This window comes from Butyrivibrio sp. CB08, assembly GCF_003625485.1.
In the GTDB taxonomy this organism is placed as follows: Bacteria; Bacillota; Clostridia; order Lachnospirales; family Lachnospiraceae; genus Butyrivibrio.
Genome location: NZ_RAIR01000009.1, coordinates 127,041 through 145,936, shown reverse-complemented (window position 1 = coordinate 145,936; position 18,896 = coordinate 127,041). Strand labels below are relative to the sequence as shown.

Annotated in this window: 16 protein-coding genes and 1 pseudogene; 3 read left to right on the top strand and 14 right to left on the bottom strand. The window is 45.5% G+C overall.

Annotated features, from left to right (window positions below; translation table 11 throughout):
* Positions 1-720: 720 nt before the first annotated feature.
* From D6855_RS14650 to D6855_RS14605, 10 genes are all read right to left on the bottom strand, one after another.
* Entirely contained in the window at positions 721-1,848 is a 1,128-nt protein-coding gene (locus D6855_RS14650) for a glycosyl hydrolase family 18 protein (protein WP_120742401.1), read from the bottom strand.
* A 48-nt stretch (positions 1,849-1,896) separates the two neighbouring features.
* Complete coding sequence (locus D6855_RS14645; RefSeq protein ID WP_120742399.1) at positions 1,897-3,753, bottom strand: polysaccharide deacetylase family protein; 1,857 nt, start codon at positions 3,751-3,753, stop codon at positions 1,897-1,899.
* A complete protein-coding gene (locus tag D6855_RS14640) occupies positions 3,754-5,622 on the bottom strand; it encodes a glycosyltransferase family 2 protein (protein ID WP_120742397.1) in 1,869 nt (622 codons plus the stop codon). It lies immediately after the preceding gene.
* An 11-nt stretch (positions 5,623-5,633) separates the two neighbouring features.
* Positions 5,634-8,753: a polysaccharide deacetylase family protein gene (locus D6855_RS14635; RefSeq protein ID WP_120742395.1), complete on the bottom strand. Its 3,120-nt coding sequence runs from the start codon at positions 8,751-8,753 to the stop codon at positions 5,634-5,636.
* A 181-nt stretch (positions 8,754-8,934) separates the two neighbouring features.
* Positions 8,935-10,044 (bottom strand): helix-turn-helix domain-containing protein, encoded by a 1,110-nt coding sequence (locus D6855_RS14630; RefSeq protein WP_120742393.1) that lies wholly within the window; start codon positions 10,042-10,044, stop codon positions 8,935-8,937.
* On the bottom strand, positions 10,034-11,341 hold the full coding sequence (locus D6855_RS14625; RefSeq protein ID WP_120742391.1) for an MFS transporter: 1,308 nt from the start codon (positions 11,339-11,341) through the stop codon (positions 10,034-10,036). Before D6855_RS14625 ends, D6855_RS14630 begins: the two co-directional genes overlap by 11 nt.
* Positions 11,342-11,545: 204 nt before the next feature.
* Positions 11,546-12,274: a hypothetical protein gene (locus D6855_RS14620; RefSeq protein ID WP_120742389.1), complete on the bottom strand. Its 729-nt coding sequence runs from the start codon at positions 12,272-12,274 to the stop codon at positions 11,546-11,548.
* A gap of 219 nt (positions 12,275-12,493) precedes the next feature.
* Positions 12,494-13,483, bottom strand: coding sequence for a serine hydrolase domain-containing protein (locus D6855_RS14615; protein ID WP_120742387.1), 990 nt, complete (start codon positions 13,481-13,483; stop codon positions 12,494-12,496).
* Between the two features lie 368 nt (positions 13,484-13,851).
* The gene (locus D6855_RS14610) at positions 13,852-14,007 is read right to left on the bottom strand and encodes a bacteriocin (protein WP_120742385.1); all 156 of its coding nucleotides are present in this window, start codon (positions 14,005-14,007) and stop codon (positions 13,852-13,854) included.
* A 71-nt stretch (positions 14,008-14,078) separates the two neighbouring features.
* The gene (locus D6855_RS14605) at positions 14,079-14,465 is read right to left on the bottom strand and encodes a hypothetical protein (protein WP_243111962.1); all 387 of its coding nucleotides are present in this window, start codon (positions 14,463-14,465) and stop codon (positions 14,079-14,081) included.
* 249 nt (positions 14,466-14,714) lie between these two features.
* Here D6855_RS14605 and D6855_RS14600 point away from each other — a divergent pair, with 249 nt between their 5' ends.
* Positions 14,715-15,035: a DMT family transporter gene (locus tag D6855_RS14600; RefSeq protein WP_120742383.1), complete on the top strand. Its 321-nt coding sequence runs from the start codon at positions 14,715-14,717 to the stop codon at positions 15,033-15,035.
* A 5-nt stretch (positions 15,036-15,040) separates the two neighbouring features.
* Positions 15,041-15,517 (top strand): pyridoxamine 5'-phosphate oxidase family protein, encoded by a 477-nt coding sequence (locus tag D6855_RS14595; protein WP_120742381.1) that lies wholly within the window; start codon positions 15,041-15,043, stop codon positions 15,515-15,517.
* Between the two features lie 46 nt (positions 15,518-15,563).
* Here the strand turns inward: D6855_RS14595 and D6855_RS14590 are convergent, their stop codons facing one another.
* The 4 genes from D6855_RS14590 to D6855_RS14575 form a co-directional block, all read right to left on the bottom strand.
* Positions 15,564-16,370 (bottom strand): MerR family transcriptional regulator, encoded by an 807-nt coding sequence (locus D6855_RS14590; protein ID WP_120742380.1) that lies wholly within the window; start codon positions 16,368-16,370, stop codon positions 15,564-15,566.
* A 121-nt stretch (positions 16,371-16,491) separates the two neighbouring features.
* Positions 16,492-16,746, bottom strand: coding sequence for a hypothetical protein (locus D6855_RS14585; protein ID WP_120742377.1), 255 nt, complete (start codon positions 16,744-16,746; stop codon positions 16,492-16,494).
* Positions 16,747-16,900: 154 nt separating this feature from the next.
* The gene (locus tag D6855_RS14580) at positions 16,901-17,644 is read right to left on the bottom strand and encodes a hypothetical protein (protein WP_120742375.1); all 744 of its coding nucleotides are present in this window, start codon (positions 17,642-17,644) and stop codon (positions 16,901-16,903) included.
* A complete protein-coding gene (locus D6855_RS14575; protein WP_120742373.1) occupies positions 17,638-18,597 on the bottom strand; it encodes a MarR family transcriptional regulator in 960 nt (319 codons plus the stop codon). Before D6855_RS14575 ends, D6855_RS14580 begins: the two co-directional genes overlap by 7 nt.
* 117 nt (positions 18,598-18,714) lie before the next feature.
* Between D6855_RS14575 and D6855_RS17185 the strand changes: the two are divergent.
* Positions 18,715-18,816: pseudogene (locus D6855_RS17185) on the top strand (nucleotidyltransferase); the annotation flags it as partial.
* Positions 18,817-18,896: the final 80 nt, after the last annotated feature.

The window sequence follows — 18,896 nt, the reverse complement described above, 5'->3', positions numbered from 1 at the left end:
CAGTACAGGGAGTACTATGCTTAAAAACAAGTGTGGAGTTTTTTTGAAACTGTGTCTACTTTTACTTGACTAGTGCAAAGTATACCTTCAGACAGAGTTTTTCTCTCTTAGGGTATACATTTTCGAGAGCTTGTCGGTTTGACCATCTCAAAGTATGCCCTCAGAGAGTGATTTTGGCTGCTGAAGGTATATTCTCCCCAGAAGGTCATTCGCCGGCATCAAAAAAGTATGCCCTCAGAGACTGGTTTTGGCTGTTGAAGGTATATTCTCCCCAGAAGGTCATTCGCCAACATCAAAAAAGTATGCCTTCACGCGACATTTCTCTCTCTGAAGGTATAAAATGGAATTTTCTGCGCATCAGAACAATGCACAGTGACCGCAGAGGCGGTCAAAATAGAAATCCCCACACATCAACACAATGTGCAGAGCCTATCGTAGCAAGAACGCCGCAAATAGTCAAGAATACGTGCGCCGCCAGCGGCGCGGCTTATCGCTGGAACAGCCACCGCAGAACAGGCGCGGGGCGCGCCTTCCATTATGGCGGCGTAGCTCATCGCGGACATCTAGTGATTGGTGATCGCGCAATAAAAGGGCGCCGCGAACGGCGCCCGAATAATACACTATTCTATTCATGAATCATACCACCGTATGACAGGCGCGTGGTGCCTTCCGTAATAGCAGGCGAATTCCGAAACTGCAATGCCTCCGCGCGCCAGCGTGTCAGGCGATATTGCCGCCGAGACGCCAGATGGTGATGCGGTTGATGCCGCAGGTGTTGATGGTCTTAATCCAGGTTTCGATGGTCTCCTGGTCGGCGTACCAGACTTCGTGGGAGATGCCGCTAGCATCGGTGTAGGAGAAGTGCATGTCTGCGCTGGCGGGATCACGCTGGGCTGTGGAGCCTGCTGCCTTCATCTGGGTAACAGCGTCGCAGTAGTTAATCTGCTTGACTTCGCCGGTTGCGGAGAAGTCGAAGCCACCGGTTGCAAGTGCCATGTTCACGGTGCCTGGAAGTGTCTTCATCTTACTGCAGAGGGTCTGTAGCCACTCCATGTTTGCCTTGGGGCCTGCGGATGTTCCGTAGCCGTTTAGGTTGTAACACATCATTACGTACTCTGCGTTTGATGGCCAGGTGTAATTGCCGATTGGTGCAGATGGCTCAAATACTATTCTAAGTGGGATGCTCTCTGCCTGGCATCTCTGGGCCAGGAGGGTAGCGAAGGTGTTGAAGTGCCCCCACAGCGTGTTGTCTTTTTTTATGGCTTCGTAGTCGATCTCAATTCCATCGCAGCCAAGCTGTCTGCTAAGAGCTACAACTTCGTCAACGTGGGCTGCTGCCTTGTCCGGATCTCCGATGAGATCGTACAGAAGCTGTGTATCTTTAAGCGAAGAGCCCTTCGCCAGAAGCTTGTCGTTAACGAAGGTAAGGTAAGTGGTCTTGCCCTTTAGCTTGCCTGCCTTCTTAAGCTGCTTGTAGGTCTCCGTGGTATTCTCAGGGATAAAGGCTTTGCTATTTACATCGAAATATGCTGCAAAGAAGCTGATGGTGTTTACGCGACTACCATAGTTATCGAGCTCCTGGGTGGCGGTAGCGTAGTCCCAGTAGGGGTACCACACGCCAAAGTCAGGATTACTCACGAATGTGGCCTCTGAACCTGCGCCGTCAGAAGCGCCCTGTGTAGAAGCGGCATCAGCGTTGGTATCTTCGTAGGCTGACACCACATGGGCGCTCTTATCCTCTATGATGAAAGCCGCATCGCTTCCGCCATCTGCTGAGGGACTTCCGCAGCCCATTATTCCATAAAAGGAAGCAACTGCCAAAACTGCTCCAATAAGTTTTTTATTCATACAACCACGTGGCGGCGCCCAAGCCGCCTGCTCCTTTCACTAACCCCATCAGATATTGTCGATAAACCAGTTCACAAGTTTTGTAAAGAAGCTCCTTACAGCCTGCAGGAACTTATCAAAGCCCTTTAGCCTGTTGGAATACAGAACTTCGTTGGTGGTAGGATCTTTGATCTCTACGCTCTGGAAAACCGCGTCATATACGTCATCAGAAGCGTTCCTCTGGCTGTAGCCATACTCTGTCCATGCGCCGCGAAGGTACAATCCGCCGGAAGGCTCTTGGCTTAATTTGTGGTTTTCCCAAACGTTCTCATTATCAATTTTAACAGTGATCTCGTTTCCCTTCAATGTCACATCGAGCTTTCTGTTTCCGCGGGTACTGATCTGCATTTCAGGCCTGTACTCCTCGGCGCCCTCTGCAACTGAACGTACGCTGGTATTTGCTGCGGCGTCCGATAGCTTTTTATACTCTGTTGACTGGGCGTGGCTTACAGCATATCTTGCAAACACCGAGTACTCTCCGGCGAGAGAATCTCTTTTGTCCTCTTCCACTGAGATTTTGGGGTTGCCATCAAATTCGTAGAGGTCAACTTCCTCAAGAACCTCGCCGTCTTCTATGAGATAGAGCACGTTGTTCATGAGGCGAACTTCGATGCCCTTGGTAAGCTCGTCATCACTTCCGAAAAAGACAGACTGGCAGCCCAGCTTATTTCCAAGAAGCCTTGCTGAAAAAGAGATTTCCCCAGGGGTTTCTTTTTTAAGACGAAGCGCACCTGTATCCTCAGGAAGAGAAGTGAGAACTATGAGTTCCTTGTCTTTGTCGTATTCTGCAGCACCCTTTAGGGTTTCCCAATTTTCTTTTTCAGGGGCGTAGCCATCAACAAAGGTAATCCCTGCCTGGTCAGCCTCAGGGAGGTCATCGCGGATGCGCATAAGCAGGTGGTTGGTGTACCAGCTGGCCTGGGGCTCGAGCCTTGTCAGGTCGTAGATGTTGCTGTCCTTGACGTTCAGGGAGTAGCCCTCGCGGTTGAAATTCATGGCGAAGGTGCTCATGATGGCTTCCTGGTTCACGGCGCTGACCTTGTCGTTCTCGCCAAAGCTTCCGGTGTTGGAGTGGAGCAGGATGTAGGCCTTTGGAACCTCGCCAAAGCCGTCATTATACTCCTTTTTCATGAGCTCGTACTCGCCCTGGATCCTAGCCTTCATCTGGGCGTTGGTCTCCTTGGGGATGTCGTTGGCGTCCCTGATAAAGTCCATGAGATAGTGGTTGTAATCCCTGCCAAGGTAGCCAGACATTGAGGAATACTGCTTGCTGTTTAGCTCGCCAAGGTAGCGTCCGTACCTGTCGAAAACGTTGATATAGCTGATCCTGTAGCCGTTACTTCCGATCTCCCAAAAGCTGGTATTCTCAAGCTTTTTAAGGTCCTCAGGCATCAGGAAGAATGAATCCTTGTTGGTAAACTTATCCGCGTAGCCAAACATGGTGGCCTTGAAGTTGTACTTTTCCATGATCTTCTGGGCGTAGATCGATGTGTCGTGGCGCCCGTCTTCGAACATCAGGAAAAGAGCTTTATCCGGCAGGGGCTTGCCTTCCTTATAGTAGCGCTCTATGTCGTCCTGGGTGATGGTGACGTAGCCAAGATCGTAAAGAGCCTTAAGCTGCTCCTCAAGTTTCTCCTCAGAGATCCTTGATGAGGCATCCTGCCTGTCAACGCCAAAGTATGACAGCGCAACAAAGCCGTGGTCACTTCCTGAAACCACCTTGCTGTCATCAGCTCTGTAGGGAACATAAGTCGAAAAGGTAAACAGATGACCTATGGTAAATGCCAGCAGTGCAAGAAGGACCAGTAGCTGCAGCGCAGAACTTATTAACTTTCTTACATCTTTTTTGCTCTCTATCTTGTACATTTACTTTCCGCCTTTTTTGCGTTGTTTTTTCGCTTCCTTCTTCTGTTTCTTTTTCTCCTGCTCGATGACATCCTCCGGGGTCATTCTGGTTCCCCAGGTTGCCTTCCAGAAAGTAAACCAGGCGATAGGCATCTGCCAAAGGAGCACAGTCTCATAGTAGATACAGAACATCATGCCATAGATCCAGGTGGAGCTCTTTCTAAGGAGCAGCTGCGCCATACTCATCATCATGGACATGAGGAACAGTCCCAGCAAAAAAGCTGTTGGGAAAATGTGCTGTGTTATCGGAACGTAAACTAGGTTATACAAAACAACAATTGGCGCGGCGATGGGAACCACCAGGCCCATGTAGAAAGTAACCGCCGCGAAAGGCTCTTTTTTCCACATAAAGGTGGCAGCGATGAGGGATTCACGAAGCCAGGATCTCTTCCATCTCATCTGCTGTTTGAGGAACACGCTGTGCCTGTTTGGAACGATGGTCTGGCATACAGCGGTATCCTGATATGTAGTCCTGTAGTGACGCAGGATAAAGTTCGTCATGGCTCTGTCATCGCCAAAGGTAGCTTTCTGCCCAAGGAACTTCTGGTTGAGCCAGGAATCCTTGTTGCCCAGGATTATTGATTTCCTGTAGCAGGCAAGAGGGCCTGACAAGCAGGATACGCAGTCAAAGATTCCTTCTGCTGCCTTCATTACTCGGAAAGCCACGTAGTATCTAACCGCCTGCATCTTGGTCAGGGCGTTGGTGTAGGTGTTGGCTACGTCAGTTCGTCCGGAAACGCCGCCCATCTTGGGGTCCTTGAAGGGCTGAACGATGTTTCTGATGGCGAAAGGGTCAAGGAAGGAATCAGAATCCACGAACACAACAAGATCGTGTTTTGCCTTCTCAGCTCCGGCAACGAGAGCTTCTCTTTTACCCATATTTCTGGGCTGTACAAAGTAGGAAAGTCTCTCGTCTGCGTGATAGATCTCAGGCGCCTCGGCCTGTATCCTCTCAACGATCTCTTTGATCCTGTCCACGGAATGGTCTGAGGAATGGTCGTCGATTACGATAACCTCAAGCTTGTCGATCGGATATTCCTGGTTCATGCAGCTGGTGATGGTCCTGTGGATCCACTGCTCCTCATTAAAGCAGGGCACCAGGATCGTAACGCCCGGGGTGTAATCCGGATCGATCTTCTTTGGCCTGTATAGTGCGCCGAAGATATATCTGCTCAAAAGAAATACTGCCGTTATCAAACTGTACAGGTAGAGCATCTTGTTGAACTTAAAGTAGATGATGCTCTCCGCCCTCATCAAAAGGACGCAAGATACGGTAAATGCCATAAGGAGCGAGGATGCAGCCAGCATGTATCTGTCTTTGTTGGCGGCGGCGTAGTTGTGAAGGTGCTTGGTAAAGGTAACAGCGCACATGCACTTGCCCTCAGGGGTCTCAAAGCGCCTTACCACCTTGACCTTCTGTCTTACGCTCATCTCGTTGCCCTCTGGCATGCTGCCAGGGAGAACCCTGAAGTTTGCCTTTAACATCGTGGTATTTTCAAGGGCTTCGTAGTCCGCTTTTTGAAGCTCAAAGAGCATACCTGTATTAGAGATGTCTACCACGTGTCCCTTGCAGCGCCTCTTTACCTTGTCCTTAAGGAGGGTCTTAAGGCTCACCTCAAAGCCCGTGGTGTACCTGATGCCGGACTCCTGCTCGAGGATATAGTCCTCGTAGCGGTCGATCTTTTTGTCAGGGTCGTGGGCTCGTCTGTCAGTGTTGCTGCGCCTGTGGGTAGCATCCGGAACATGGGACAAAAGACGCCTGTCCTGTTTTTCCGTCACAAGAACGTCCTGAATATTCTCTTTTTTTCTGAATTTGTCTAGAAATTCCATAGGCGATCCCGTTATCTTAAATAGTCGTCGATCCTTGCAAAGCTGTACCCCTGGCTCTGCCATTCAGGTATCATGATATCCAGTGCTTCTGCTGTGTACTTGGCAGTTGGCGACATGTGCATGATCAGGCAGCTTCCGTTTTCTACAGGAACGTTTCCATGCCAGGTCTTCATGCCGTATCGAAACTCGCTGACAAGCTCGTCAACTGAGTTCATCTGGTAGTCTTTACTACTGAAATCTCCATTTACTATATACGAATAACCAACGTCAAAGAGCTGGTACATTCCCTCGCGGCTCACCGCCAGGGTTGGTGGTCTGTAGATTGTGGAAAGAGCTCTTTTCCCATCTACCACAACATCGCCACAGTATCTGTTAAGTGTGTTGTAGCTGACAACCACTTCCTTGCGGAGCTTGGCGGCGTCTTCATCTGAGAGGGTTGAATACTTGTAGTTGCCCTCGTCGTCCTTCTCGACGTTCCAGGCTTCAAAGTGGGTGTCAGAGTGGGAACCAACGAGGTGTCCGTCAACTGCGATGGCTCTAAGGACGTTGGGATTGCCCTTGACGTTGTTGGTCCTTACAAAGAAGTTCGCCTTAACTCCGTATTTGTCCAGAACGTAGAGGAGCTCGTTAATGTCTTTTTCATTGCCCCAGTCATCGAAGGTCAGGAAAAGAACTTTATCCTCCGTGATCTTACCTGAGGTATCAAACATTTTCATGTCCGAATCTGCAAAGCCCGGGATCACGGTGACATCTGAGTTTCCGATATACCTTGATGCCATGTAGCTGTTCTGCTCCTGGGCGCTTGCCATATTTGCGAGAACATTCTTGTTGTCTGCGATCTCGTTGTTGCGGGTCCTGCCTGGTGCATAGCAGTAGGAAGTATGGGCAAGGGCGCTGAAGGTCTTGACCTTGTAGATGGTGCTCTTTGCAACTTCGCCGTAGACGTCAGTGTAGGTAAGGGATCTGATCTCGCCGTTAATGAAGCGCTTAAGAAGGCTTCCAAGAAGGGTGTTTGCACCCTCTTCCTCAAGGTCCTTGTCGGCAGTGAAGTAGTTCATGTTAAAGTAGGCGATGCTGCCTCTGTGAGCGTCGATCTTGGAGCTCACCTGGCCGTAGAAGCTGGCGGCGTCAGTGGCATCCTGGTACTTGGACTGCACCAGGGCGTACTCGTGGCCGACGAAGGTGCATCCTGCGGCAGAGATAGCCTCTTTTACCTCATCTGTAGGAGTTCCGAAGGGCTGGAACACCAGATTGGGCTCTATGCCATATTTCCATGTGGCGTACTGCTGCGCGCCAAGGATATTTGATGCGACGGTGTTAAAGTCGTCCTTGTCCTCGCCCTTGGAAACATAGGCAAGACCTATCTCGCAGCCATCTTCCATTATCATGTTTATTTGCTGGTCGCAGTTAATAAGCTCGTTTGGTGTTACAAAGAATGTAGCTTTGTAGCCTCTGGATCTGAGGATCCCAAGGACGTCCTCAAGGACAACCTTGTTGGTTACGCCAAAGAATATCATGCTCATGGCCTTTTCAGAGGTGTAGATCATGTTTCTCTGGGCGGCTTTCCTGCCGTCGTTCTCTTCGCGAAGAGCCTTTAGGGTGATCTCGTCTATTTCAGGGATCTTGTTGGCTTTCTTTATAAGCTCTGTGACGTCCACAAGGCTGTAGCCGGTTTTCTTGCACTCTGTGATGAAGGTCTTGGTTCTGGCGACATTTTCTTTTTTGGACAGGTCGATGCAGGATATTCTGCCGGGATCTCTTTTCATGCCCTCTGTAAATGGAACGATGCCAAGACCTGAAATGCTGCAGGCGTAGCTTAGGTTGTCTGGAGTGGTGCCCTCTGTCATGAGATAGCGGGGCTTTATCATCAGCTCTTTGTGCATGGTGCGGATGTCTGCGCCAAGAGACTCATAGATGTCGTAGATCTCTTTTCCCTTGTAGTCCTGAGTGTTGGCGGTTCTAAGGTCCATGGAGAAGCCGCCATCTACTGCAAGGTCTACGGATTCGCGGTGCTGGGCGATGTCATCGGAGTTTAGGAAAAATGTGGCGTTGAACCTGGAGTCTGAGAGGGTTTTAAGAAGATCCTTCATGTCTTCCGGATCTTCGCACACACCCTTAAATGCCAGCGCACCCACGTTTTCAAGGGTTGGAACGCTTGTATATTCCTGGGCTTTTAGGTCGCCGTTGTTTTCAAGAAGTGAAGCCACATACTCTTCGTCGGTAAGGGCTTTAAAGGAGTCGAGCTTAACCAGCTTGTACTCTGCTTTGTCCAGGGCATCAAGGAGCCATGACAGGACTGTGATCACGTCCTTCTCATCACTATCTTCTGTGGTGGTGATGACAGCGTCAGGCTGCTTGTCCAGAGCAGGGTTCTTACTCTCTAGCTTTGGAGACAGCTCCAGGGTGTCGATTGCGCCCTTTAGCTTGAATACCACGATGGATCCGCTCTCGAGCCTTCCCACGTACTCCTCGGCTTTGGTCTTATCTGCAAAGCTGGTGCCATTAAGGAATCTTCCGGAGGTTGGGGAGATGAGCTTATCGTAACCGCAGGCTTTTGCGGCTTTTCTCACGTTATCCGGATAATAGGTGGTGTTAAGAAAGAGCTTGTTTGGGCCAATTTCCATCAGGGTGGAGAAGACTTTTTTGGACGCTGCAAGACGATAGATCAGGTCCTCATCGGAGAGGTTCTCTGGATCGTCGGTGGAGTTAAGGCCGTTGTCCAGAATCTCGTGGCCCTTCGTCGTGATGGTCTTTATGACTTCATCATCCTCTGCCGCCTCAATTGCAGTGAGGGCAAAGGATGCCTTGTACTTGTGATCTTCAAGGAGCTCCATGGCTCTTTCTGTAAGGACAGTGTCCTCTGTTCCAAGGAGCACCAGGGATATCTGCTTATCTTCTATGCTCCTGTCATCTCTTATGACCGCTGCGCCATCGCACCCTGCGTTGAACTTCTGGAGCGCCTCTTCATATTCTTTGGTGGCATCATAAGAAATGCTCTGGACCTCGTTAAGGTCAACAGACGCATCGTTTTTCTTACCTATGTTGTCAAATAGTCCACACCCCGCAAGGGTACTGGCTATGAGCGCCATGCACAATGTGAGGTTGATGGTCTTTTTCAGGTTCTTTCCCATAGGGTCTACTCCGGAACGTTATTGTTGTCAGTTAATTAAATTGCCATATGTTAAATAGACTGAATTTATCAGTCTTTGTTGATTAATTATACGCATTAATGGAAATAAATATCCAATAAAAAAAACATAGTATTTAGAAAAAGTTTCTAAACACTATGCTTAAATTCTATATTTGGGGGTCTTACGATTTTAGGGCGTCCCACGCTTTTTTTACAGCAGCGATCTGCCTCGGGATCTTACCGTCATTCCCTCTGAACCTGTACTGAAGAATATTGTCGATGCTGTCGATAGCTCCTTTTCCCGTTGTATCATGAGTTACGATCTTGCTCTTGGTAAAAAGAAATTTGATACTGGAATTTAGATCGTCCACATCGCAAGCGGTGTCATACTCCCGGGCCAGCTTGTATGCCTTCTTGACGCATTTGTTCATTTCCTCAGTTTCGCCGAGCCTTGAATAAAGACACGCCTTTACAATATAAAGAAGCGCCTTGGTCTTATGGCAATAGCTAACCTTGCCATCGATGAAGCTTCCCTCCACAAACTTGATCTCAACATCTAGCATCTCAAGGGCTTTTCTTATTTCCGCTTTTTTCCCAACTGTAGAAAAAGCACCGCCAAGATAGAACACCGTGTTTAACTGCTCTGTGAAGCTTTTTATGATGGCGTAAGAGAAGTACTCGAAAGCCTCGTCAACTCTGCCCTGGTCCAAAAGGATCATGGCGATTGAAACATTGTTGGTTCCTCCGTAGTTTATCTGCTTCAAATGCTCGATGGCCTTTTCAGGGTCAGTCTCACGGTACAGATAAGCAATCCTTCCCTTTATGGAATACTCAGAGATGTCAGGGTCCGTGTTCTGCTTGATCCGATCCAGCGCCATCTCGTAATATGATATGGCCTTCTCCGAGTCCTTTTTCTCCATCCAGTGCATGTACTTGTAGTAGTACAGATTTGCGCATGTCAGCAAAACCTTGAAGTTGTTTGGAAATCTCGTCAGCGCATTATTGACCTCTATGGCAGCCTGTTCATACTCATGGTCTCTTGCAAGTTCCTCAACCTTGGCGCACATATCATCAACGTTCTTGGATGTCAGCTCAAGTCCAAGCAGTTCATCCATGGAGATGTTAAAGAAATTTGCAAGCTGCATCAGCGTCAAAATGTCCGGAACGTTATTGCCGTTCTCCCACTTGGACACTGCGCCCACAGTTACACCTATCGCCTCAGCCAGTCCCTCCTGGGTCAGCTCCATCTCTTTTCTGTAGTTCTTGATCTTCTCCGCCAGTTTAAGCTGCATTAGGTACCTCTATTTTCTTTGCATCGAATTCCATTTTGCTGAACATTACAATTATCATAAGAGCCACGGTTGTCACTCCGCATCCTACGATCAGAACAAGTGGACTGAGCTTAACAAGTACGCAGCTCACAAGGATTGATGCCAATGGCATTGCTGCTGCAGACAGCGCTCCCATAACCGCGCCAGCTCTTGCAAGATAAGCCCTATCGCAAACATTTACAAACTGGATGCTGACAACTCCGCAAAGAACGGAAGCAGCTCCTGACATTACAAAGTAGCATATTCCTCCGATCATGTAACCTGCGATCATCATGCCTGACACAAACTGTCCAAGGGCTACACATGTCATAAAGCTTCCCATTAAAACGCCGCAGGAAAAGAGAATGTTCTTGGTTTTAAATCTCTCGATGAGAGCAGGAGTGATCGCAGAACCAATGATTGCTCCAAGAGAAGCTGCCATTCCCATAACGCTCAAAAGCTCGCTTCCAAGTCCAAACACATCCTCGGCAACAGGCGCCTGAAGTGCGTTAAGCGGAACAAGAAGGAAATTCATAAGTACTGCCATTACTGCGAAGTTTACAAGGAGCTTGTTTCCAAGGACATACTTGAATCCATCCTTGAGCATTGCTTTGTATGAAAAATCGCTCTTTGCCTTCTGCTCTTTTTTAGCCTCTTCTGCAGCTGGCTTATTGTCTTCATAGTTCCTGATCGAAAGGATTCCGATCATGGCGATAAAGAATGTAGCTGCATCGATCATCATGGTGAACTGCACACCAAACTTCGCGATAATGATTCCTGCTGCCCCTGTTCCTACAAGTGAAACAGCGCTTGATAAGCTTGAGTTCAGGCTCATTGCATGAGAGAGGTTTTCTTTCTTAACAACCATTGGAACAAAAGCTCCCGCTGCAGGAAGGTTGAATGATTCAATAGTTGTGATGAGAAGTGTAAATCCCGCCATGATAAAGGGATTAGCCTTACCGTACATATAGATCAGCACGAACCCGGTAATGATGATTCCTCTTGCAAGATGTGTAAGTACAATGATCTTCTTTTTGTCCATCTTCTCAATTATCGGTCCAGCAAAAGGCTGCACGATAATGTTGGGAAGAACATTGAGTCCGAAGATCAGAACTGCCCATGATGCGCTCTGGGTGATGTGATAGATGAGCCATGTAAATGCGATGGCATCCAGTGAATCTCCAAATCTATTTACAAGGTTTGAAAGTAGGAGTTTGCTGTACTCCTTTTCATTTAACAGGTCTTTATAATTCTTCTTTTCAGTAGTTTTCTCTGCCATCTCTTTTCTCCACGTTTATTAAAGTTTGTTTGTTATGAGTAAATTGTAACGTGGAGCCAGTTATATTGTAACATAACAGTTATCCAATTGAGGAGTGAAAAATTTTCCTTAGTGGAAAATCTCTTTTCCCAAATAAAAAGAGAGAAAATAAAAGGCACCGGAAAACCGGCGCCCGCAATAAAACTGATTATTCTTTTGTAAGTATTACTGAAGTTCGTTAAGGCTCTTTTGCGCTGCATCCTTAGTGATCGCACCTGAATGGTACTGAGCAAAGATTGTTGCAACCTTCTGGGCTTTTCCAAAGCTTCCAGCCTGAGCATAGCCCTCAACGCCATATCCAAGATCCGTTGCTGTGAAATCAGCATTAGCTATAACAGCATTGAGTTCACCCCAAACGCCATTGTGCATGTAGTAATAGAAGTTACCCCGGAAGTCAGGAGTCATAGCCGTACATGCCACCTCGCCTGGAGCATACTCGATACAGGTTACATTGATATATCCAAGGCTTGTGAGATGATTAGTCATTATTGTGACATAATCTACTGCAGGAGTATCTGCTACTGAACTGATCGCAAATGTATATTTGAATGGTCCAGTACCGCTTGTTCCAAACTGGCCTGTATAAGCTCTTGTGACGCCAACAAAACTGCTAAGATCGTTGGTTCCAAGTGTTGCTGTATCTGTTCCTGCTCCGCACACTGTAAGCTCAACAGTCTTTTTGCCAATCTGTACTTCTGTAAGAGTTGCTGGAATAAATGCATAAACAACAACAGGTCCATTTACATTATAGTAGTCCCTGGTCTTAACTATGGTTCCTACAATTGTCATTTCGCCTGCGGCCTTAACCTCTAAAGGCTTTGCTGCAAGAAAAACTGTAGAACATATTGCAGCTGCTAATAATACGCTGATGATTTTCTTTAGACTTGTTTTCATGTTAACCCCACCTCGATTCACTAAAAATCGTTTTATTATGCGTTATTTATGATACGCCAAAGAATCACCTGATTCAATAAAGTATGGGCGGGAAACGCCTGTATTTATGCGGTTTTTGAGTTATTATTTCAGATGAGGCGGGCTGAACCAGAATTATATTTCATTCCAATCTTATTTAGCTATGTAGATAACCAAACATCCTTGTCTATTGTAAATATGTCACACTATCAGTGGAAGTACTTTTTTCTCTATGAACTCCACCCTGTCAAATATCCTAGGCTTAAATGTTCCGGTAACACCCACAGAAACGTTCTTCTCTTTGTTCACATAGATAATGTTTCCACTGTCGCCTATCGCGGCATATACCTCTTTGTTTTCGTAAGGTTTATACCACAGATATCCGTATTCCATAAAGCCAAAGCGTTCACCAAGCTTCTGATAAGGGGTGAGCATCTGCCTTATCCATTCTGCTGATACTATATGAGTTCCGCCATATACCCCTTCGTTTAAGACCATACTCCCTATCTTTGCAAGGTCTCTTCCCGATGCACAAAGGCCCCAGCCTGCGGTAACAGTATCCTGAGGATCCGAATACCACTCATTCTTCCTTGGTCCCTTGTTCATAAAGAAGTCAAACTGATCCTCTTTGCTGCTGTCTCCATGGATGGTGTGTTCCGGGATTCCCATCGGAACGAACAAATACCTGTTAGCAAAATCAATGCATTTCTCTCCTGTTGCTCTCTCAATAATCCCGGCAAGTATCTGTATTCCAAGAGTTGCATATTTGAATTCTCCGGTTATTCCGCTGCGTCCGCCAAGAAAATCCAGCGCTGCTTTAGTCCAATCCTCGGAAGTACACACTTTCTTCCAGGGTTCAGACTTTCCCTTATAGGGAGCGGTCATGGTAAGAAGGTGTTTTATTGTGACATCGTATATTGTTTTTTCACCTCTCTTGACCTGATAATCCGGGAAAAAGTTTATGACCTTTTCATCAAGGCTCTTAATGGCTCCTGTATCAGCTGCAATGCCTGCAAGTATTGCCATAACACCTTTAGTCACAGAATTGACATTTACAGGATCGTCTGCTTTAAACCCTCGCCAGCTATCCTCATATACTATTTCTTCATCTCTTATGGCACAAATCTGGCAGATATTACTCTCATTTCCCTTACTCTCGGAAATATAACTATGTAGTTCTTCTTTATTCATTTGTAGCCTCCTCTTAGGTAAGATTCGGACGTCCTAAGAAGAGACTAATCGAATTAAAAATTGTTTTCAAGAAGAATCTTAAATTCTTTGTTCCATGACGGAACTGCATAAAAAACCACCTCCCTGAAATCTCTTTCAAGAAAGTGGTCTATTATGTTCTTATTTATCCAAACTCTTGAGTGTCGGGAAGAGTATTTGACTTACGGTATTGGCACAGTTCTTTTTCCCTGATCTCATAATTTTAATTCTCCCCAGTAAGTATTGTATCATACAAAAGAGCCCCAAAGCATTGCACTTCAGAGCTCTTCAATCATCTGACTTCGTTTTATTATTTCAAACAACCATTGCCTTTTTAGCAACTGGTCATCTCAACCCTCCTTATTGGAAGGCTGTTCCTTCTTTTTTATGCGGAATAGGAACGGAAGGATTTTGCTTAAGTTCTTCATGTCCTTTATGACAACAATCTTCATTCCGCCATTTACTTTATTAAGTTCTTCATCTGTAAGCTTAGAATTCTTATCCATCCTAACACCTCCTATGCTTTTGATATTATTATATACGAATAAGTGATAGTCATGGCAAAGTATCGTGCCAATCACACTCCCACTCCTTTTGATACCCTCTTCTCAGCTATCCTATCCTTGATCACCACCACAACCGTTCCAACCGCAGCAACGACAGCCGCTAAAACACCATAAAGCAGCATAACAAACACACCAACAATCGGCGTCTCAAAGTCAGCGCTGACAAAATTGTAGTAATACAGTGTGTAAAGAACCACTCCTCCGGCAGTTGATAGAACCAACAAAAGCGAGAAAAAGAGATACTCTTTCATGCCTTTTGCCAGGCACATATTAAGAACTCCAAGTAAAATGATCGTGACAAGTAGATATCTGCTGATCAGCGTTCCTCTCAGCTTATCCACTATGAAAAACATGATAAGCGGTAACAGATTCAGCCATTTTAGATATTTAACATCCACGTTTCAATTCTCCCCCTGCTTCACTCATTCGCAATCAAATATTGCCTTACTCTCAAGCTTTCTGGCATTTGACTGTTCCATTATAGCACGTGGTTGACAAACCTTTCTTTTCCCTTAAAATAAACATTAACTAAATCCAAACGACGCCAGCTGCTACCGAGTAGCTGGAACAACGTCATTTCTCCATCGTTAGGTCTTTGCAGATGGGGGAATGGCGATTTTTTTGCAGATAATATGGAGGTTATATTTATGCAATGGATCATTTTGTTACTGGCAGGGCTGTTTGAGATCGGATGGGCCATCGCCATGAAATACTCTGATGGGTTCACAGTTCTTTTGCCATCTGTGATAACAGCAGTTGGATACATCGCCAGCGCTGTGTTCCTGTCCATTGCCCTCAAGCAGCTGCCCCTGGGCACAGCCTACGCCATGTGGACTGGCATGGGAATCGTGGGAACCACGGTGCTTGGAGTATTTCTTTTTCAGGAAAAGCTCTCCGTGCCCCAGGTTATATGTGTTATCCTAATTCTGGTCGGAATAATCGGTTTGAAACTACTTGCGAAGGAGTGAGATTTATGTTCAGAAAAATGAGGAGATTTGCTCAGCAGATACCTGATGAAAAGTGCATCGAGATACTAAAAAACGAGCCAAGAGGGGTTCTCTCAGTCCTTGGCGATGACGGATATCCCTACGGAATCCCATTAGATCACTGGTACTGTGAGGAAGATGGCAAGCTCTACTTCCACGGTGCCAAGGAGGGCCACAAGCTTGACGCCATCAAGGCCTGCGATAAGGTCAGCTACTGCGTTTACGACCAGGGTTATCGAAAAGATGGCGAGTGGGCGCTTAATATCAACAGCGTTGTTGTCTTTGGCCGCATGAAACTTGTGGATGACCCTGAAAAGGCAAGAGAAATCTGCACCCAGCTTTGCAGGAAGTTCACAGACGATGAGGAATACCTTAAAAAAGAGCTAACAAGCGCCCTGCCACGGGTTCAGTGCCTAGAACTTACGCCTGAACACATGACAGGAAAACTTGTCAACGAAGCGTAAATTGAAAGGGCATCACTCGCGTTCAAGCGAGTGATACCCTTGATTTTTACGCTACCGGAAAACAGATTTCTGTCACCAGTTCATCTGGGTTTGATGTTTGAGCTGGACTTACATGATAGATACAAAACATTGGTCCATTCATTGTATATCCATTATCTCTGATCCAAGCCATTGCTGTAGCAGTTGCATCTGTAAGCTGTGTGTAGCTTCCATTCACGATGCAGCTTGCCACCTTTACCGCTGGAAGAGTCTGAAACTCTACATGCTCTGTGTTCTCATAGGTTCCTTTGACTGTCATCCAGATACGAACATCGACATTTTCTTCTTTGTACTCATCGTCGAAGAACTCAGCGCCCGCAAGGCACGGATCTGCTGGCACCACTTTTCCGCCGCACTCCGAATGAAGTACGCTCCATGCCCTCTGTTCATCCTCATAACTTGGAATGATCATTCGCACTGTGGCTGCATATCTCTCTGGAATAGTTTTTACTGTTACATCATAACTCATACTTTGCTCCCTTCTCAGCCTCTTTTGGGCTGTTTCCAGAAGCATCAGTTTGTATTGTGTCTCTTCGGATTGCTTCTTTAGCTCTTTTTGTCTTTCTAACAGAAAAGCCTCTATTTTCTCCTTATCTTCATAATTCTCAAGGATTCGGATGATATCAGCAAGGGAAAATCCCATATCTTTAAGCGCTGTTATTCTTCCGATAGTAAAAAGCTGCTCCTCCTGATAATAACGATACCCGGTAAAAGTATCTATTTCCGCAGGTTTCAACAATCCAATGTCATCATAGTGACGCAACATCCTGATGCTTACTCTGGATAATTTTGAAAAATCTCCAATTTTTAGCACTTTTTTCTTACCTCCATGGATGTATTTTCTGAGCTCACTATTACCTTAATGTCTGACACAATGTTAGAGTCAACAGCTTTTTTATTAAATCTTTTAATTTTTTCTAACCAGTCGTCCAAGCTCATCCAATCTTTTCAACGAAATCAGACATCATGTCGGAAATCTTGATAGTCTGTGGGCAAACCTGCTCGCAGCTGTGGCAGTGAAGGCACGCTGAAGGCCTCTTGTCATCAGGGATTGCGGCAATAGCCATGGGCGCGATAAAGCCCATACCGCCGTCCTGAGTTGTGAGAAGGTGCTCATTGTAAAGAGAGATAAAATACGGAATATCAAGTCCCTGTGGACAGTGGCTTAGGCTTAAATGTTCAGGTAACACCCACAGAAACGTTCTTCTCTTTGTTCACATAGATAATGTTTCCACTGTCGCCTATCGCAGCATATACCTCTTTGTTTTCGTACGCTGCTTGCAGGGCTACTCTTATCTAATCGCAAAAAGAAATAAATCTAATACACTTATCTATTTATTGTTCTTATAAGTACTTTGAACGAAGGATTTCTAAAGCATCCTCCATAGATATCTGTAATCCAAGCTGCTCCGTCCTGACAGGCTCTGATACAACTTCTGTCAGAAACGCTTCAATACTCTCGCGAACAAGTCCTTCGGTCTCTATGTTTACTTCAGGGTCAACTATCTGAAGAAGCCTGAACACATCGTTCTTATGCTTTTTATAGTCGCGTTCATTAACATGTTCCCCTTTTGATTTTCTTCGCTTCAGATCATCCCAGGCATACATTTTAAAAGGAATTATATAATCAGCACCTAAAACACTGATACCCTCAACAACTCTTCGCCCTTTTAACATAAAATCATAAAAATCATCGTTCAATAGAATTGCCGATAAACTGGAAATATCATCATCTATATAAATTGGTATAATCCCTTCTTCGACTTCAAGATTGTACCCAGGCTTTCTTGAAAACAGTTCTATCATCACAGGATATCCATCAATCGGCTCAGTGAATCTGTAAAAATGCATTTTATCACTGTTTTTCCAGCCGCATTTGTATTTGCCTTCCTTGATATATTCCCAAAAGGTTTTTGCAAACTCTTCCTTTTTATCCTCTAAGATTAGAATCATATCAATATCTTTGGTCAGCCTGAAATCAATATCAGCCTCCGACATAAGAATATCGCAGGCTGCTCCTCCAATGACTGTGTAGCAATCTTCAAATCCTCTGAATTTATCTCTAAAAGAATCAATTCCCGCTACCATTTATACTCCTCCAAAAAGCTTTGTAATTCGCCTTCAACACGTTCATCCGCATTGTCTGACAGGCTCATGGCAAGTGATACCGGATCTACTTCGCCGTTATTTGCAAATAGTCCCGGATCATATTTCCAAAGTTCTACCCTACTCGTCGTAATATCATCCTGCCATCTCGTATCTATCTCTTCAAAGCCACTCACAATATCGCTGCCTTTAACGACAGCATATACATCCTCGCTTGGTGCAGCAAGCATGCTATGTCTGCTTAGCATCGTTTCTCCGGCGATGAACAATCCTTCTTCTTTTGTAATCTTTGTATGGACAATCTTCTGCACAGGGTTGATCAGATAATCCTTTGCTGCCTCAAATAGCTCACGCCCTCTATAGTTAGGAACCATCCTTATCTCTTTTCCTACACGTTCTTCTCTGATAAGGTCCATCTGCTTAAGTTGCTCTGAAGCTCTGGTAATTGACATTTTTGTCAATCCAAGATCATCTGCAGCCTGCTTTTTTATGAAAAAGTCATTTCCACTTTTGTATAACAGATAAAGAAAAAGGCATTGCGTTGCTGGCATCATTTTGTCTGTAGACACAATCATTTTTCTTTTTAAGTTATTACTAAGCATTACCCCAAGGAAAGGCAAAAAAATCTGATCCGGTAATGAAATAAACGGAATCTCTTTTGCTATCAACGCATCTCTTTGTACTCTTGTGATGTCATCAAAGCAAAATGCCACATTAAGCCCTGTCTTTTCCATATACTGAGAAAGCTGCTTTTTGAATGCCACAACGCCAAACTTCTCCCGGTCTGACAATTTGACAATCAAAAATGATGCATCTCCCATTACAGCACTATAGAAGACTCTTCCAGACACCATGTATAAAGGTAACCCTTTTAGTTTGATTTTTTCCAAATGACAGTTTATACCAAAGGCTTTTTTTAAAGCGTTTTCCAGCATAATATCACCTCGATAACATTTTTCTTTTATAGTAACATTAATTATGTTATCGTTCAATATTTATGTTACTATCCTGCAAATCTCAGTGATATTAAACCCCAAAACAACATCTATGCTTGGGGAGTGATGAGAAGTGTTGTCCGTGACTATGACAAGATTGGAAAGCGTAACAAGAAAAAGGATGACAACCATCTGAATAAGCATGCTAAAGCTATCATTTAGCGTGGTTGCTTCCATTCGCTTTTTAAACTTTTTTTTTTTAGACCGGTATATGTTTATAATCTCACAATCCAGAATCC

What these genes read in the sequence shown, in the direction of transcription:
- D6855_RS14650 (WP_120742401.1), bottom strand. Translation starts at nt 1,848, where the DNA reads ATGAATAAAAAACTTATTGGAGCAGTTTTGGCAGTTGCTTCCTTTTAT.
- D6855_RS14645 (WP_120742399.1), bottom strand. Translation starts at nt 3,753, where the DNA reads ATGTACAAGATAGAGAGCAAAAAAGATGTAAGAAAGTTAATAAGTTCT.
- D6855_RS14640 (WP_120742397.1), bottom strand. Translation starts at nt 5,622, where the DNA reads ATGGAATTTCTAGACAAATTCAGAAAAAAAGAGAATATTCAGGACGTT.
- D6855_RS14635 (WP_120742395.1), bottom strand. Translation starts at nt 8,753, where the DNA reads ATGGGAAAGAACCTGAAAAAGACCATCAACCTCACATTGTGCATGGCG.
- D6855_RS14630 (WP_120742393.1), bottom strand. Translation starts at nt 10,044, where the DNA reads ATGCAGCTTAAACTGGCGGAGAAGATCAAGAACTACAGAAAAGAGATG.
- D6855_RS14625 (WP_120742391.1), bottom strand. Translation starts at nt 11,341, where the DNA reads ATGGCAGAGAAAACTACTGAAAAGAAGAATTATAAAGACCTGTTAAAT.
- D6855_RS14620 (WP_120742389.1), bottom strand. Translation starts at nt 12,274, where the DNA reads ATGAAAACAAGTCTAAAGAAAATCATCAGCGTATTATTAGCAGCTGCA.
- D6855_RS14615 (WP_120742387.1), bottom strand. Translation starts at nt 13,483, where the DNA reads ATGAATAAAGAAGAACTACATAGTTATATTTCCGAGAGTAAGGGAAAT.
- D6855_RS14610 (WP_120742385.1), bottom strand. Translation starts at nt 14,007, where the DNA reads ATGGATAAGAATTCTAAGCTTACAGATGAAGAACTTAATAAAGTAAAT.
- D6855_RS14600 (WP_120742383.1), top strand. Translation starts at nt 14,715, where the DNA reads ATGCAATGGATCATTTTGTTACTGGCAGGGCTGTTTGAGATCGGATGG.
- D6855_RS14595 (WP_120742381.1), top strand. Translation starts at nt 15,041, where the DNA reads ATGTTCAGAAAAATGAGGAGATTTGCTCAGCAGATACCTGATGAAAAG.
- D6855_RS14580 (WP_120742375.1), bottom strand. Translation starts at nt 17,644, where the DNA reads ATGGTAGCGGGAATTGATTCTTTTAGAGATAAATTCAGAGGATTTGAA.
- D6855_RS14575 (WP_120742373.1), bottom strand. Translation starts at nt 18,597, where the DNA reads ATGCTGGAAAACGCTTTAAAAAAAGCCTTTGGTATAAACTGTCATTTG.